We start from the raw sequence: 15606 nt of genomic DNA on the forward strand, positions 1-15606 counted from the left end.
TCGCAGCCTTTTGTCTGGGTCAGGTCAAATCAATCTCCACCACATTCCCTGCCAACCGAACCGCCCAGGTACGAAGGCGCAGGGCAGCGTCTTCCAGGCAAATGCCGTCTTGCAGTCGGTAATGCTGTTTATACAGCGGGGAGGCGATGACCAGATCCCCCGACAGACTGCCGATGATCCCGCGGCCGATAACGTTGGCGCCCGACACCGGATCGCGGTTGTCCACGGCAAACAACTGAGCGGTCCCGCCCGCGTCGATCACCTGAAACAGCGCCACCTGAGTCGTGCCCACCAGCGCCACCACACCGGAATTGGGCACCAGATCCTGGCGGGCGCACACCGCGCGCCAGGCCGGTGCCTGAACGTTGTCAATCATCACAGCGTTGGCGTGGTTCATTGTGCAATCTCCTCGACGGCAATCAGGTTGAGTTCGTTGGCGCGTGCAGGACGACGCTGGCTGCGTTCCTTGACGAACTGGATGTCCGGGTCACCGCGCTTGTCGTTGACGAAGGTGCGGAAGCGCTTGAGTTTTTCAGGGTCTTGCAGGGCATTTGCCCATTCACATTCGTAGCGCTCGACCACCAGTTGCATCTGCGCTTCGAGTTCTCCTGCCAGGCCCAGGCTGTCGTCGATCACCACCGCTTTCAGGTAGTCCAGCCCGCCTTCCAGGCCTTCGCGCCAGACTGAGGTGCGCTGCAACTTGTCGGCGGTGCGTATGTAGAACATCAGCACGCGGTCGATGTAGCGAATCAGCGTCTCGTCGTCCAGATCGGTGGCAAACAGTTCGGCGTGGCGCGGACGCATGCCGCCGTTGCCGCACACGTAAAGATTCCAGCCGTTCTCGGTGGCAATCACGCCGATGTCCTTGCTCTGCGCTTCAGCGCATTCGCGGGTGCAGCCGGAGACTGCGAACTTGAGTTTGTGCGGCGAGCGCAGGCCCTTGTAGCGATCCTCGATGCTCAGCGCCATTTGCACGCTGTCCTGCACGCCGTAACGGCACCAGGTGCTGCCAACGCAGGACTTCACGGTGCGCGTCGATTTACCGTACGCATGGCCGGTCTCGAAACCGGCGGCAATCAGCTCGCTCCAGATATCCGGCAGCTCATGCAATTGCGCGCCGAACAGGTCGATGCGCTGGCCGCCGGTGATCTTGGTGTAGAGGTCGTATTTTTTCGCTACCGCGCCAATGGCGATCAAGCCGTCAGGCGTGATTTCGCCCGCCGGAATACGCGGCACCACCGAGTAGGTGCCGTTCTTCTGCATGTTGGCCATGAACGTGTCGTTGGTGTCCTGCAACGGCACCAGCTTAGAGTCCATGATCGGCCGGTTCCAGCACGACGCGAGGATCGAGCCAATCGCTGGTTTGCAGATGTCGCAGCCCACATGCCCTTTGCCGTGGCGAGCGAGCATATCGTCGAAGGTTTCGATGCCTTCTACGCGCACCATCGCGTACAGCTCTTGCCGCGTGTAGCTGAAGTGTTCGCACAGACTTTTATCGACCGCGACGCCGCGTGCAATTAGCTCATGTTCGAAGACTTGTTTGAGTAACCCGGCGCAACCGCCGCAACCGGTGCAGGCTTTGGTCTTGGCTTTCAACCCGCCAAGGTCAGTGCAGCCGCCATCGATGGCCGAGCAAATCGCGCCTTTGCTGACGTTATGGCAGGAGCAAATGGTTGCCGTGTCAGGCAACGCGTCAGCGCCCAGCGTTGGCGCGCCTTCGCTGAGCGGCATGATCAGGCTCGACGGATCGGCTGGCAGCTTGATGCCGTTTTGCACGTATTGCAGCAGCGTGTCGTAGTAGCTGTTGTCGCCCACCAGCACCGCGCCGAGCACGTGCTTGCCGTCGGCCGACACCACCAGGCGGCGATAGCTGCCGCTGGCTTCATCAATGAAGCGGTAGCTGCGAGAGCCCGTCAGCGCGCCGTGGGCATCGCCGATGGACCCGACGTCAACGCCCAGCAGTTTGAGCTTGGTCGACATGTCGGCGCCGAAGAACGGTTCGGCCTCCAGTTCGCACAGTTGCGCGGCCACGTTACGGGCCATTTGGTAACCGGGCGCAACCAGACCGAACACGCTGCCATTCCAGGCTGCGCATTCGCCAATAGCGAAAATATCGGAGTCGCTGGTGCGGCAGTGTTCGTCAATCGCGATGCCGCCCCGAGGCCCCAGTTCCAGCTCGCATTGGCGGGCGAGGGCGTCTTGCGGACGAATACCGGCTGAGAACAGCACCAGGTCGGTTTCAAGAAACTCGTCACCGGCAAAATTCATGCGATAGCGGTACTCCTCGCCCGGCGTGATCGACTGCGTGGCGCGTGACAAATGAACGCCCACGCCCAGCGCTTCGATGCGTGACTTCAAGGCTGCACCGCCGAAATCGTCCAGCTGCACCGGCATCAAGCGGGGCGCAAATTCCACCACATGCGCTTCCAGGCCCAGCGACTTCAGCGCGTTGGCCGCTTCCAGACCGAGCAGGCCGCCGCCGACGACCACGCCGCGCCTGGCGTTTTTGGCTGCCGCCTGGATGGTGTCGAGGTCGTCGAGAGTGCGATAGACCAGGCGTGAATCCCCGGATGCGCCTTCAATCGGCGGCACGAACGGGTAAGAGCCGGTCGCCAGCACCAGTTTGTCGAACGCAAAGCAGCCGTTGGCAGTGATCACTTCACGTCGTGCGCGGTTGATCTCCAGCACCGGGACGCCCAAATGCACCGTCAGCCCGCTCTGTTGATAGAGATCGGCGTCACACATGGCCAGGGACTCGGCGTCGCGGCCACCGAAATACTCGGACAGATGCACCCGGTCGTAGGCGCGCTGGCGCTCTTCGCCGAACACATGAATGCGATAGCGATCCAGTGCGCCGTCGGCAATCAATTGCGCGACGCATTGGTGGCCGACCATGCCGTTACCGATGACTATCAGGGTGGGCATATCTTCAAGAGGGGCGACTGTGGTGTTCATAGCAAGTCCCGGCCAAAGCCAATTCAGGTTTTTTGAAAGCAAAAAAAAGGCGCCCGGAACCTTTCGGTTCCAGGCGCCTTTGCCTGTTCTTTGTGGTTGCTGCGACCCCGCCGGAGTGCGGAGGTGTCGGCGCAACCTGCTGAGCCTGGCGATCGTCGTTGACCGTCTTGGCTGCCAACCGTGCATTCAGGCTGGACTTGTGTGGATCAAAGCAAGGGGTGTGCCAGCGGGTGGTTGGGTGCGTATGGAGGGAGGTTTTTCGAGGTTGGCTGCTCGATAAATGCTGGGTGCGAGGCGGGTTGGCAGGCGCCAATCGGCTCTGATTGACCACTAAAGAGACTGGCCATCCCTTGATAAGCAAGGCGCGAAAAAAGTGCGTGAATGGTCATCGGCGCTTCATTGTGAGGCCAAATCTATTGCCGTCGGCCCAGACCAAACCTCGCTCCAACAGGTTCATCAGCTCCGCTTGTAGCTTAAAGCTTGAAGCTTGCCGCCTAACGCAGCCCCTCTGGCCCATCCCTTGCAACACCTCAGCCATAGGTGATCAACGCCGATTACCCTCTTCACGACAAAGGCGCCGTGTGCTCCCCGTTTTCGGACGGAGGAGAACAGGGCGCCTTTTTTTTGGTTTCGGGAAATGGATATGGCGAGTCGAAGCGTTTCAAGCGTGTGTCCTTATTGCGGTGTGGGCTGCGGGATTGTCATGCAGGTGGAAAACAACCGCGTCATTAAAGTGAGCGGTGACAAGACGCACCCCACCAATCGCGGGCGTCTGTGCACCAAGGGCAGCACGTGCGCCCAACCGCTGACCGAGTCCGGGCGGATGGAGTCAGCGTACGTGCGCGATGCGCGTCATCAGGAGCCGGTGCGGGCGGGGATCGATCACGCCATCAGCGAAACCGCTCGCCGTTTGCGCGCGATCATCGACACCCACGGCCCGGATGCTTTGGCGTTTTATGTGTCGGGGCAAATGTCGCTGGAAGCGCAGTACCTCGCCAGCAAGCTTGCCAAGGGCTTCGTGCGCACGGCGCATGTCGAATCCAATTCGCGACTGTGCATGGCAAGCGCTGGCAGCGGCTACAAACTGTCGCTTGGCGCTGACGGACCGCCAGGCTCCTACGAAGATTTCGACAAGGCCGACGTGTTCTTCGTGATCGGCGCGAACATGGCCGACTGTCACCCGATTCTCTTCCTGCGCATGATGGATCGGGTCAAGGCCGACGCGCAGTTGATCGTCGTCGACCCAAGGCGCAACACCACGGCCGACAAGGCCAGTCTGTTCATGCAGATCAAACCCGGTACAGACCTGGCCCTGCTCAACGGCCTGCTTTATCTGCTGATGGAGAACGGCCATACCGACCCTGCATTTATAGCCTCGTTTACAGAAGGCTGGGACGCGATGCCGGCGTTTCTGGGCGACTACACTCCCGACAAAGTCGCGCAGATAACCGGGCTGGCCGAAGCCGATATTCGTCAGGCCGCCAAGATGATCGGTCAGGCCCGCGACTGGATGAGCTGCTGGACCATGGGCCTGAACCAGAGCACCCACGGCACCTGGAACACCAACGCGTTATGCAATCTGCATTTGGCGACAGGCGCCATTTGTCGCCCCGGCAGCGGCCCGTTTTCACTCACCGGGCAACCGAATGCCATGGGCGGAAGGGAAATGGGCTACATGGGCCCAGGACTTCCCGGACAGCGCTCCACGCTGGTGGCCGAGGATCGATCCTTTATAGAAGCGATGTGGGGCGTGCCGGCGGGCACCCTGCGAACCGAGTCCGGCAATGGCACCGTGGCGATGTTCGAGCAGATGCGCGATGGCGACATCAAAGCGTGCTGGATCATCTGCACCAACCCGGTGGCGTCGGTCCCCAACCGACAAACCGTAATCGAAGGCTTGCAGGCAGCCGAGCTGGTGATCACGCAGGATGCGTTTCTCGACACCGAAACCAACCGCTACGCCGATATTCTGTTGCCCGGCGCACTGTGGGCGGAGGGCGACGGCGTGATGATCAACTCCGAGCGCACCCTGACGCTCACGCAAAAAGCGGTGGACGCGCCCGGTGAAAGCCTGCCGGACTGGCAGTTGATTGCTCGGGTCGCCTGCGAAATGGGTTACGCCGACGCGTTCACGTATGCGTCGGCCAGCGAGGTGTTCGAGGAGATCAAGCGCGCCTGGAACCCCAGGACCGGCTATGACATTCGCGGCGCCAGCCATGCGCGGCTTCGCGAACGACCGCTGCAATGGCCGATTGCCGCTGACGATTCAGACGAACGCAATCCGATTCGTTACCTCAATGATGGAGTCAGCCAAGCGCTGACAGTTGCGTCAGACGGAAGTCGTCCTGCCGTAGTATTTCCAACCGCCAGCGGTAAGGCGGTGTTCTTGCCGCGCCCGCATTTGTCCCCGGCAGAAATGCCCAGCGAAGACTTCCCGTTCGTGCTCAATACCGGTCGGGTGCAGCACCAGTGGCATACGCTGACCAAGACCGGGAAGGTTCCGACACTCAACAAGCTCAATCCCGGGCCTTTCATCGAGCTGCATCCCAAAGATGCGGCAGCGCTTGGCATCAAGGACAAGGACGCCGTAGAAGTACGTTCGGTGCGCGGCCGTGCGGTGTTGCCTGCTGTGGTGACAGATCGGGTACGCCCCGGAAATTGCTTCGCGCCGTTTCACTGGAACGATGTGTTCGGCGACAACCTGGCGATTAACGCGGTCACCAGCGATGCGGTGGATCCTGTGTCGTTTCAGCCGGAGTTCAAGTTTTGCGCAGTGGCGTTGCAACGGGTCGAGCTGATAGCCCATCGCTTCTTTGAAACCACGTCCGCTGCCGAGGTAGCGTTACCGCCCGAGGGTAAACCGGGGCTGACGTTGCTCTGGGCTTCGCAAACCGGCAACGCCCAATCCCTGGCCGAACGTTTCGGCAGCCGTTTGCGGAACGCCGGCATTGCCATTGATGTGCGCGCGATGGACAGCTTCCCGGCTGCGCAACTGGCGCAAGTGGATAATTTGGCGCTCATCAGCAGCACCTTCGGTGATGGGGAGTCGCCGGACAACGGGCAGAGTTTTTGGCAGTCGCTGAGCCAACACGACGCCCCGCTCGAAAACCTTCGCTACGCGGTGTTGGCGTTGGGCGACCCGAGTTACGACCGCTTTTGCCAGCACGGTAAAAACCTTGATCAGCGCCTCGAAAGCCTCGGCGCTTGCGCTTTGTTGCCTCGTGTCGATTGCGATCCGGAATTCGAGGAGCCCGCGGATGCCTGGTTCAAGGCGCTGCAACAGGCGCTGGCCCTTGATGTGCCTGATGTGGTTGGAGTTGAGGGTGTGTCGGCGGTGAGGCTGCACACCCGTTCGCTTCCATTTTCATCTGGCTTGTCGATCAATCGACGCCTGAACACCGAGGGCACGCAAAAGGACACCCGGCAGTTCGCGCTGGCGCTGGGTGATTCGGGCTTGCACTACGAGGCTGGCGATGCCCTTGGCGTGTGGCCGCGTAACTGTCCGGAACTGGTCAACGAGTTGCTCGACCTGACAGGTCTTGACCCCGAGCACCTGGTAACGATTGAAAAATACGGCGACGTGCCGCTGGGCGAAGCCTTGGCTGGGCATTTCGAGATCGCCAGGCCGCATTTCGACACGTTGCAGTTCATCGCCGAACGCGGCGGCAGTCCTGAGCTGAAAATACTGTTGGGCGACACTTATAAAGGTGAGCTGAAAGACTGGTTGTGGGGGCGGCAGTTGGCGGACGTGCTCCAGGCATTTCCGATGCGTTGCAGCGCTGAAGATCTGCTGGCCTCACTCAAGCCCCTGCAGCCACGCTCGTACTCCATCGCTTCGAGTTCCAAAGCGCATCCGCATGAGGTTCATTTGACCGTCTCAACGGTGCGCTATGGCAAGCGCAAAGGTGTGTCTTCGACGTTCCTCGCTGACCGCGCCGAGCAGTGCGAGGTGCCGATTTTCCTTCAGCCGTCCAAACATTTTCGCGTACCCGGCGACGGCGATGTGCCGATGATCATGATCGGACCGGGCACCGGCGTGGCGCCGTTTCGCGGGTTTCTTCAGGAGCGCAGGGCGCGTGGCGATGGCGGCAAGAACTGGCTGTTCTTCGGCGAGCAACATGCGGCGACCGATTTTTATTACCGCGATGAGTTACAGGCCATGCAGCAAGACGGCCTGTTGACCCATCTGAGCCTGGCGTTCTCACGGGATCAGGGTGAAAAGATTTACGTGCAGCATCGTATCGAGCAGCAGGGCGCCGAACTGTGGCGCTGGTTGCAGGAAGGCGCGCAGGTGTATGTCTGCGGCGACGCGGTGCACATGGCCAAGGACGTGGATCTGGCGTTACGGCAGGTCATTGCGCAGCATGGCGGATTGAGCGAAGAGGCCGCGGCAGGCCATTTGCGCCTTCTGACTGAGCAGAAGCGTTATCTGCGGGATGTTTATTAATGCGAGCGCGTAATGACCTCCAGGAGCGAACTTGTTCGCGAGGCAATTCTCGCGTCTGGAGTGCAGATCGTCTCGCCAACAAGTTGGCTCCACAGAGTTTTCAGGGCTTCACCGTTACCGCCACTGTCTGAACCCCGACTGAACGACTTTCTCGATCAAACAAGAAAACCTTTGGATACCTGAACTTATCTACCTTTTCTCCCTCTCATGCCGGTAGCCATTGATCGCGGCGGCCTGATAAGCTCGCGGCTTTACTCGTTTGCCCTATTGGCGCATGAACAAGGAATTAGCATGAAACAGCATCGGTTGGCAGCGGCGATAGCCCTGGTCGGTCTGGTACTCGCAGGTTGCGACAAGCAAGCCAGCACCGTCGAGCTGAAAACTCCGGCGCAAAAAGCCTCCTACGGTATCGGTCTGAACATGGGCAAAAGCCTGGCTCAGGAAGGTATGGACGATCTGGATTCCAAAGCGGTAGCGCTGGGTATCGAAGACGCCGTTGGCAAGAAAGAACAGAAACTCAAAGACGACGAACTGGTAGCAGCGTTCGGCGATCTGCAAAAGCGTGCTGAAGAGCGCATGGCCAAGATGAGCGAAGAGTCGGCAACTGCTGGCAAGAAGTTCCTCGAAGAAAACGGCAAGCGTAAGGAAGTCACCACCACGGCTTCCGGTCTGCAATACGAAATCATCAAGAAAGCTGATGGCCCTCAGCCTAAGCCAACCGACGTTGTGACCGTTCACTACGAAGGCAAGCTGACTGACGGCAAAGTGTTCGACAGCTCGGTTGAGCGCGGTAGCCCGATTGATCTGCCCGTCAGCGGTGTGATTCCGGGTTGGGTCGAAGGCCTGCAACTGATGCACGTAGGCGAGAAGGTCAAACTCTACATTCCTAGCGATCTGGCTTACGGCGCGCAAAGCCCAAGCCCGATGATCCCGGCCAACTCGGTGCTGGTATTCGACCTGGAGCTGCTGGGCATCAAAGACCCTGCCGCCGCCGCCAACGAAGCCGCAGCAGGTGCTGCAGCAACGGACGACGAAGAAGAAGAGACTGCACCGGCCAAACCAGCCGCCAAGAAATAATCGACACGTCGATTAGCACTTGAAAAAAATGCCCCGTTTTTCGGGGCATTTTTGTGTCTGCCGTAATCAAACCGAACGGAGTCAGACGAGCAGAGTCCCAATACCGTCCGGGGCGTGATCGACTCCGTATCGGCTCTGTTGGATTGTTCGACGATTCGACAAGCCTCGCTGATTTGACGTTTGGCTAGTTCCGGCAGGGGGCCAAGTCAACGCTTTTTTGCGTTTTTTTATGTGAGTAAAAAACGTGCGATTTGAGCCAAGCCCCGGTAGAACGGGCGTTTCAGGGCCAAATACCGGCTCTGTTCACAAGGTTATCCACAACTTGTGTGGATAACATTCTGTGTGTGCGTGGTACATGTTTATGTACTTGGGTTTGTTGACGGCTTATTTTTCTAGCCGCTTGGAGTAAGCATGAAAGCACCCTGGAATTTTCTGCGTTACCTGCCAATGGCGAGTCGCTTGATGGCGGCCGGTCGTTTACCGGCCTTACTCTTCGCCGTGGCGCGCAAAGGCGCCGGTGAAGGCAATCGGCTAGGCAAGCTCAAGGATGACTTGAAACTCCTGCAGGCGTTGTGCCTGGCGTACTGGCGCGGTCAGTACCGTGCGATCAGCCCGAAGGCGATCTTGTCGGTCGTCGCGGGGCTGATGTATTTCCTCAGCCCTCTGGATGCGATCCCGGACTGGATTCCAGGGCTCGGCATGCTGGATGACATCGCCGTGCTGGCCTGGGTGATGAAAAGCCTTGAAGTCGAACTCAGTGCGTTCCGTGTATGGCGAGAAAAGCAAAGCCCTGAAAAACTGGCCGTGGTTGAGCGTCTGCCTGCCAGTCCAAAGCTGCTTGAACAGGAAAAATCCACGGATTGAGCCGTTACCTTCTGTAGGCGCGAATGAATTCGCTCCTACAGAGATGGGTGAACCAACTTGCGTCAATCCACTGCTAAGATGCGGCGATAGAAAAAGCCTACACGCGATAATTTGCCGTCTTACAGGGGGTTGCATGGATCTTCAGGTCATTTCTCGTGATGGAGAGCCAGAATATGCGGTATTACCGTGGGCTCAATACCAGGCGCTGATACGCGCTGCCGGTATTTCTTCAGGACACGACACTGAACGTACGGCGCAGCCAGCCGCTGCCACAGCGACGGTTGCTGACGATTTGCCAGGGCTCGATCAGTTGGGGCCCTTGCGTCAAGGCAAAGGCCTGGAAGTGGCGCAACTGGCCAGGACTGTCGGCATCAGCCCGTCTTACCTTGAGCTGATCGAAAGCGGCACTCGGCTGCCCGACGCTGCCATTCTTCGCAGCCTGGCCTGGGAACTGGGTGTCGCGGGCTGGCGAGGTGAGTCATGAGTGTCAGAATCAGCCGTCAGCAGTGGGAAGCACTGGTAGGTGAACTGGACGTGGCGCGACGCCAGCGACATTTGTTGACCTACCGGGCGTTGCTCGAACGCCTCCAGCTCCCCACCCCCGCGATGCTGACCCTGACCGCAGCCCTGGAACATCTCGCTGCCATCGATGCAAAATCCGAACAGCCCTTGCGCAGCTCGCTGGTGATCAGCCAAGGGGCAAGCCGTCTGCCGCGCACCGGCTTCTTCGAGTGCGCCGAGCGTCTGGGTCGTTTTTCCGGCCCTTCCGATGGTGTTGCCGCAGCCTCGTGGCATGCCTCGGAAGTGGTGCGGGTGTTTGAGTACGAGTATTTGCCGCAGGCGTGAGCGCCTCAGACAGGTAAGAGCGCGCTTGCCCGCGATCACGGTTTGTGTGGCAGGAACTCCGCCTCTGACACACCGTAATCGCGGGCAAGCGCGCTCCTACAGGTGCATGCGTTCAGCTTGAGGCTTGCAGCTTAGAGCTTGCAGCTATCTCCAGCGTATCAATCACATGAATACTCGCGCCGAGGATGTCTTTGGCGTGATGCTTGGCCTGTGACGCCAATTCTGCCAACTGACTTGCATCGAGCACCGTGCAGGCCTGTGGGTGCAGGTGCACGACCCCGATAGACAGCGACAACAGCGCAAACTCCTGCCGTTGTCCCTGGCGGTTAAGCGCCACGAAGCAGCCCGCCGCCAGATGCTCCGCACGATAAAAACGCCGGCATTGATTCTGGAAGTCCTCCAGCAACGTATTCAGGCGTTTTCTCCAATCCTCCGAACCCAACACCATCAGAAAATCATCGCCGCCAATGTGGCCGACGAAATCACGGCTGGGGTCAATCCGGTCGCTCAGACACTGGGCCAGACACAGCAACACTTCATCACCGCGACCGTAGCCATAGATATCGTTGAACGGCTTGAAGCTGTCGATATCAACGTAGCAAATCATCGATTCGCGACCCTGCTGCAATAGCCGCGTCAGGCATTGCTGGATCGGCACGTTGCCGGGGAGCAGGGTCAACGGGTTGGCATGGCGTGCCTGCTGAATCTTCAGCTCGGTGATCAGTTTCAGCACATCGATCACACGGCCCAGACCCAAGTAGGCGCCGCTCTGCGTGATGATGAAATCCTCCTCGATCCGCTGCCTCGCGCGGCTGGTGATCAGGCGGCTGACTTGCTGCAGCGACTGGGTCAGTTCGACGGCCAGAAAGTCATCGCTCATCAGTCGGCTTATAGGTTTGCGCGCATAAATCTCGGTGGCGAACGGTTGTAGCAGGACATCCGACAGCGAATGCCGGTGCACGATGCCGATGGGACGTTGCTCCTCATCCAGTACCGCCAGTGAGTTCAGGTTAGCCTGTTTGCGAAAGGCCTCCAGTACGCTGGCCGTGGGGGTGCTTTGCAGCACAGAGCATTGTTCATTGAGCAGAGCGCTCAGGTCGGAGCCTTCGTCAGTGAGGCTTGCGCTACTGGCATCGGACTTGGGCAGCATGGCGCGGGCGTCACGCGGCGGGTGCTCCTGCGGGCGACACAACAGATAGCCCTGCACCAGGTCGACACCCATGTCGATCAGCACTTCCAGCTCTTCGCCCAGTTCAATGCCTTCAGCGATTACCTTGGCCCGAGAGGCTTTCGCCATTTGCAGCATGGAGCCGACGAACTCGCGTTTGACGGCGTCCTGATGAATGCCGTCGATGAAGTGCCGGTCAATCTTCACGTAATCCGGGCGCAGTTCAGACCACAACCGCAGGCTCGAATAACCGGCGCCAAGGTCGTCGAGCGCGATGGAAAACCCCATGTCGCGATAATGGTGCAACGCGTTATAGAGAAGACCAAAGTCGTCGGTTGGGGTTTGCTCGGTCAGCTCGATCACCACGCGGCTGGGCGGGATGCCATAACTGTCCAGCAATTGAAGGGTACGGCCTGGCGGGTGTGAAGGCTCAAGCAGTGATTCGGGCGAGATGTTCAGGAACAGCTTGCCGTCGAGCTGTTGTTGACTGAAACGGCGACAGGCCGAGTCGCGACAGGCCAGCTCCAGTTCACTCAATTTCCCGGCCTGACGTGCGACCGCGAACAGGCTGACCGGCGAGTGCAGCGAACTGTTGGAGGGGCCGCGCGTGAGGGCTTCGTAGCCCAGAATGCGGCGCTCGGACAGCGACACAATCGGTTGAAACAAGCTGTGCAATTCGCCTTGAGCCAGGATCGAACTCAGTGCGCTCAGCTGTTCAGTGACGGTCATGGCAATCTCGAGGCAAGAAAAAGGGGCTCGGCGTACGGCACCAAGCCCCATATTTCACGACAGATTCATGACTGTTTGATGACCGTTGCCAGTGGTTGGCCACCTGTGTCATCAAGTTTCATCTGACGACACAGGCCTCACGGTCTTACTTCTTCGCGACGCTGCCGCTCATGCCCAGATAGTCGATGAGAATACGCCCGGTTTCTGACAGATAAGCGTCGTCCTCGGGTTTGGTCTTATCGTCTTCAGCCGGCAATGCGTCTTCGTCTTCTTTCTTCAACTCTTTGAGCGGCTCTTCACCCTTGGCCTTGCGGCGGATGTTTTCCATGCTCAACTGCTGACTCTCGATGTCAGCGTGCTCGCTGCGACGTTCGCTTTCATTGAGGCTGACGGTCTTTTCGGCCATCAGCTTCTTGGCCAGGGCGAGTTTGTTTTCGATGAACACGAACTCGGCGTCTTTGGCGGATCGCACGTCGTGGCGCGACTGCAACTGCGCCAGGAACGGTTTGAACGGATCGGCCGCAGGTTTGATCGCAGGCTTGATGGTGTCGTAGGTCATCGCTTCCGGCAGGGCGCTTTCACCGATTTCCTTGGTGTCGATAATGGACGGATAGGCGATATCAGGCAGCACGCCCTGATGCTGAGTGCTCTGGCCGGAGACGCGGTAGAACTTGGCGAGCGTCAGTTTCAGTTCGCCGTGGTTCAGCGGCTGAATGGTCTGCACGGTGCCTTTGCCGAAGGTCTGGCCGCCGATGATCAACGCGCGGTGGTAGTCCTGCATGGCGCCGGCAAAAATCTCCGAAGCCGAAGCTGAAAGACGGTTCACCAACAACGCCATCGGGCCTTTGTAGAACGCACCGCTGTTTTCGTCTTCCAGCACATCGACCTTGCCGTCGGCGTTACGCACCAGAACGGTCGGGCCTTTGTCGATGAACAGACTGGTCAGCTCGGTGGCTTCCTGCAACGAACCACCGCCGTTGTTACGCAGGTCGATGACCACGCCGTCGACTTTCTCGGACTGCAATTCGGTCAGCAGCTTCTTGACGTCGCGGGTCGTGCTCTTGTACTCGGGATCGCCGGCGCGGTAGGCCTTGAAGTCCAGGTAGAAAGCAGGGATCTCGATGACGCCCAGCTTGTAGTCTTTGCCATCCTGCTTGAGGTGCAGGATCGACTTCTTCGCCGCTTGCTCTTCAAGCTTCACGGCTTCGCGGGTGATCGACACGATCTTGGTGGTCTGGTCGCTCGGCGCATTGCTGGCCGGGACGATTTCCAGACGCACGACCGAGCCCTTCGGACCGCGAATCAGTTTGACCACTTCATCCAGACGCCAGCCGATCACGTCGACCATCTCTTTGTCGCCCTGGGCGACGCCGATGATCTTGTCGGCGGTCGCCACTTGCTTGGTCTTGGCGGCGGGGCCGGCCGGAACCAGACGGACGATCTTGACGTTATCGTTGTCGCTTTGCAGGACAGCGCCGATCCCTTCAAGGGAAAGGCTCATGTTGATGTCGAAGTTTTCCGCGCTGTCAGGCGACAGGTAGTTGGTGTGCGGATCGTAGGACATCGCGAAGGTGTTCAGGTAAGCCTGGAACACGTCCTCGCTGCGGGTCTGGCCCAGACGCGCGAGTTGGTTCTTGTAGCGCTTGGTCAGGGTTTCCTGAATCTTCGCCGGGTCTTTGCCGGCGATCTTCAAGCGCAGGACTTCGTCCTTGACGCGCTTGCGCCACAGGTCGTCGAGTTCGGCTTCGTTTTTGGCCCACGGTGCGTCCTTGCGATCAACCAGCAAGGTTTCCTGAGTGTTCAGGTCGATTTTGTCGACGCCCTTGCTCAGCTGCGCCAAGGCGAAATCCAGACGCGACTTGATGCGGTCCAGATAACGCTTGTAGATGGTAAAGCCCGGAGCCAGGTCGCCGCTCTTGAGGAAGTCGTCGAACTGGAAGCGCCACTTGTCGAACTCGGCGATGTCGCTGGCGAGGAAGTAGCTTCGTGCAGGGTCGAGCAGTTTCAGGTAGCTCTGGTAAATGATTTCAGAGCGTTTGTCGTCCAGAGGCGGCTTGCTGTAGTGGTGGCGCTTGAGCAGTTCCACCACATTGAGGCTGGCTATCACCTCGTCGCGGTCGGGTTGAAGATTATCCCAGCTGTTGGCAGCAAAGGTGTTGGCGGACATTGGCAAAACACTGAGGCCAATGAGCAATGCAAGTGTGCTGGGCAAAAATTGCTTCATGCTGATTCGACGCGGGGACAATTGATAACGCATATTAGGCCGTCTTGGAAGTCGCCGGTTCCAGCGGAACCCGGTCGCATAATGCAAAAAGCCCGAATGCCTATAAAGAGCACATCGGACTCAGTCGAGAACTCACTATGGAGGCACCGTGAAAGCATTGCAAGGCGTTGAAGGTCAAGTGGAATGGGTCGAACAGCCATCGCCGACGCTTGACGTCGGTCAGGTTCGCATCAAGGTGGCGGCAGCGGGGCTCAACCGGGCCGATTTGCTTCAGCGAGCCGGCAAGTACCCGCCGCCCCCAGGGGTGACTGAAACCCTGGGGCTGGAGTGTTCCGGCATCATCGCCGAAGTGGGGCCGGGCACTGCCTGGCAGGTCGGAGATCGTGTCTGTGCGCTGCTGGCCGGCGGGGCGATGGCCGAAGAAGTGGTGGTCGACGCCCGGCATGTGCTGCCGGTGCCCGAGGGCATTTCGCTGCACGAAGCGGCGGCCATTCCCGAGGTGTACGCCACCGCCTGGCTGAATCTGTTCCAGCTGGCCGGCCTCAAGCCCGGCGAAAAAGTGTTGCTGCATGCCGGGGCAAGTGGAGTTGGTTCAGCTGCCATTCAGCTGTGCAAGGCATTTGGCAACCCGGTCTGGGTCACCGTGGGCTCGGCGGAGCGGCTGGCGTACTGCGAAGCGCTCGGCGCCCAGGGCGGTGTGCTGCGCAACGAAAACCTCGATGCGCTGAATGACTTCGCGCCTTTTAACGTCATCCTTGACCCGGTGGGCGCCAACTACGCCGCGCTGAACCTGAAGGTGCTCGGGGTGGACGGTCGTCTGGTGCTGATCGGGCTGATGGGCGGAAGCAAGTCCGAGCTGGATTTCGCAAAGGTGCTGGGCAAGCGCATCCATATTCTGGGTTCGACCCTGCGCAGCCGCGACGACCAGTTCAAGGCCGACCTGCTCAGCGATCTGGGGCAGCACGTCATGCCGCTGTTCACCGAAGGCCGCCTGAAGCCGCAGCTGGCGCGCAGCTTTCCGATCAGGGAAGCGGAAGCTGCGTACGCGGAGCTGGCGACCAATCAGGTGTCGGGCAAAGTCATCCTAGTCATTGACCCCGCGCTGCACTGATCTGCCCACAGGCCGGGTATCGCTGCCTCTGAGCGACCCCCCGGCCTTGCCTGTCCTATCCAATAACCTTCGTCGGCATTACCGACGAACGGTCGAAGAACCTGTCATAAGTGACAGTATCCAGCGCTCACAAACAGGCGCTTAATCAATCGCAGATACGCACCGAACAGCCATTGCGCTGTGCA

10 protein-coding genes are annotated in these 15606 nt (G+C 59.4%); 6 read left to right on the forward strand and 4 right to left on the reverse strand.

Features of this window, described 5'->3' with window-relative positions; translation table 11 throughout:
* Positions 1-19 precede the first annotated feature (19 nt).
* Complete coding sequence (nirD, locus tag OYW20_RS07550) at positions 20-397, reverse strand: nitrite reductase small subunit NirD (protein WP_268800078.1); 378 nt, start codon at positions 395-397, stop codon at positions 20-22.
* Complete coding sequence (nirB, locus tag OYW20_RS07555) at positions 394-2955, reverse strand: nitrite reductase large subunit NirB (protein WP_268800079.1); 2562 nt, start codon at positions 2953-2955, stop codon at positions 394-396. Before nirB ends, nirD begins: the two co-directional genes overlap by 4 nt.
* 643 nt (positions 2956-3598) lie before the next feature.
* On the opposite strand from nirB, the gene OYW20_RS07560 reads away from it, so the two are divergent.
* From OYW20_RS07560 to OYW20_RS07580, 5 genes are all read left to right on the forward strand, one after another.
* Positions 3599-7402, forward strand: a complete 3804-nt coding sequence (locus OYW20_RS07560) for a bifunctional nitrate reductase/sulfite reductase flavoprotein subunit alpha (protein WP_268800080.1) — start codon at positions 3599-3601, stop codon at positions 7400-7402.
* Positions 7403-7693: 291 nt separating this feature from the next.
* Complete coding sequence (locus OYW20_RS07565; protein ID WP_268800081.1) at positions 7694-8479, forward strand: FKBP-type peptidyl-prolyl cis-trans isomerase; 786 nt, start codon at positions 7694-7696, stop codon at positions 8477-8479.
* A 411-nt stretch (positions 8480-8890) separates the two neighbouring features.
* The gene (locus OYW20_RS07570; RefSeq protein WP_268800082.1) at positions 8891-9343 is read left to right on the forward strand and encodes a YkvA family protein; all 453 of its coding nucleotides are present in this window, start codon (positions 8891-8893) and stop codon (positions 9341-9343) included.
* Between the two features lie 133 nt (positions 9344-9476).
* Complete coding sequence (locus tag OYW20_RS07575) at positions 9477-9827, forward strand: helix-turn-helix domain-containing protein (protein ID WP_268800083.1); 351 nt, start codon at positions 9477-9479, stop codon at positions 9825-9827.
* Positions 9824-10189: a hypothetical protein gene (locus OYW20_RS07580; protein WP_268800084.1), complete on the forward strand. Its 366-nt coding sequence runs from the start codon at positions 9824-9826 to the stop codon at positions 10187-10189. The genes OYW20_RS07575 and OYW20_RS07580 overlap by 4 nt, the downstream gene beginning before the upstream one ends.
* Before the next feature lie 112 nt (positions 10190-10301).
* On the opposite strand, the gene OYW20_RS07585 is transcribed toward OYW20_RS07580, so the two are convergent.
* Together OYW20_RS07585 and OYW20_RS07590 are read right to left on the reverse strand one after the other, a co-directional pair.
* Positions 10302-12086, reverse strand: coding sequence for a bifunctional diguanylate cyclase/phosphodiesterase (locus OYW20_RS07585; protein WP_268800085.1), 1785 nt, complete (start codon positions 12084-12086; stop codon positions 10302-10304).
* A 145-nt stretch (positions 12087-12231) separates the two neighbouring features.
* Positions 12232-14310, reverse strand: a complete 2079-nt coding sequence (locus OYW20_RS07590) for a carboxy terminal-processing peptidase (RefSeq protein WP_268800086.1) — start codon at positions 14308-14310, stop codon at positions 12232-12234.
* A 148-nt stretch (positions 14311-14458) separates the two neighbouring features.
* Here OYW20_RS07590 and OYW20_RS07595 point away from each other — a divergent pair, with 148 nt between their 5' ends.
* Positions 14459-15421 (forward strand): NAD(P)H-quinone oxidoreductase, encoded by a 963-nt coding sequence (locus OYW20_RS07595; protein ID WP_268800087.1) that lies wholly within the window; start codon positions 14459-14461, stop codon positions 15419-15421.
* Positions 15422-15606 lie beyond the last annotated feature (185 nt).

It is taken from the genome of Pseudomonas sp. BSw22131, assembly GCF_026810445.1.
Taxonomy (GTDB): domain Bacteria; phylum Pseudomonadota; class Gammaproteobacteria; order Pseudomonadales; family Pseudomonadaceae; genus Aquipseudomonas; species Aquipseudomonas huanghezhanensis.

Bases quoted from the DNA above. Each gene is read 5' to 3' on its own strand.
- nirD (WP_268800078.1), bottom strand. From the start codon at position 397: ATGAACCACGCCAACGCTGTGATGATTGACAACGTTCAGGCACCGGCC.
- nirB (WP_268800079.1), bottom strand. From the start codon at position 2,955: ATGAACACCACAGTCGCCCCTCTTGAAGATATGCCCACCCTGATAGTC.
- OYW20_RS07560 (WP_268800080.1), top strand. From the start codon at position 3,599: ATGGCGAGTCGAAGCGTTTCAAGCGTGTGTCCTTATTGCGGTGTGGGC.
- OYW20_RS07565 (WP_268800081.1), top strand. From the start codon at position 7,694: ATGAAACAGCATCGGTTGGCAGCGGCGATAGCCCTGGTCGGTCTGGTA.
- OYW20_RS07570 (WP_268800082.1), top strand. From the start codon at position 8,891: ATGAAAGCACCCTGGAATTTTCTGCGTTACCTGCCAATGGCGAGTCGC.
- OYW20_RS07575 (WP_268800083.1), top strand. From the start codon at position 9,477: ATGGATCTTCAGGTCATTTCTCGTGATGGAGAGCCAGAATATGCGGTA.
- OYW20_RS07580 (WP_268800084.1), top strand. From the start codon at position 9,824: ATGAGTGTCAGAATCAGCCGTCAGCAGTGGGAAGCACTGGTAGGTGAA.
- OYW20_RS07585 (WP_268800085.1), bottom strand. From the start codon at position 12,086: ATGACCGTCACTGAACAGCTGAGCGCACTGAGTTCGATCCTGGCTCAA.
- OYW20_RS07590 (WP_268800086.1), bottom strand. From the start codon at position 14,310: ATGAAGCAATTTTTGCCCAGCACACTTGCATTGCTCATTGGCCTCAGT.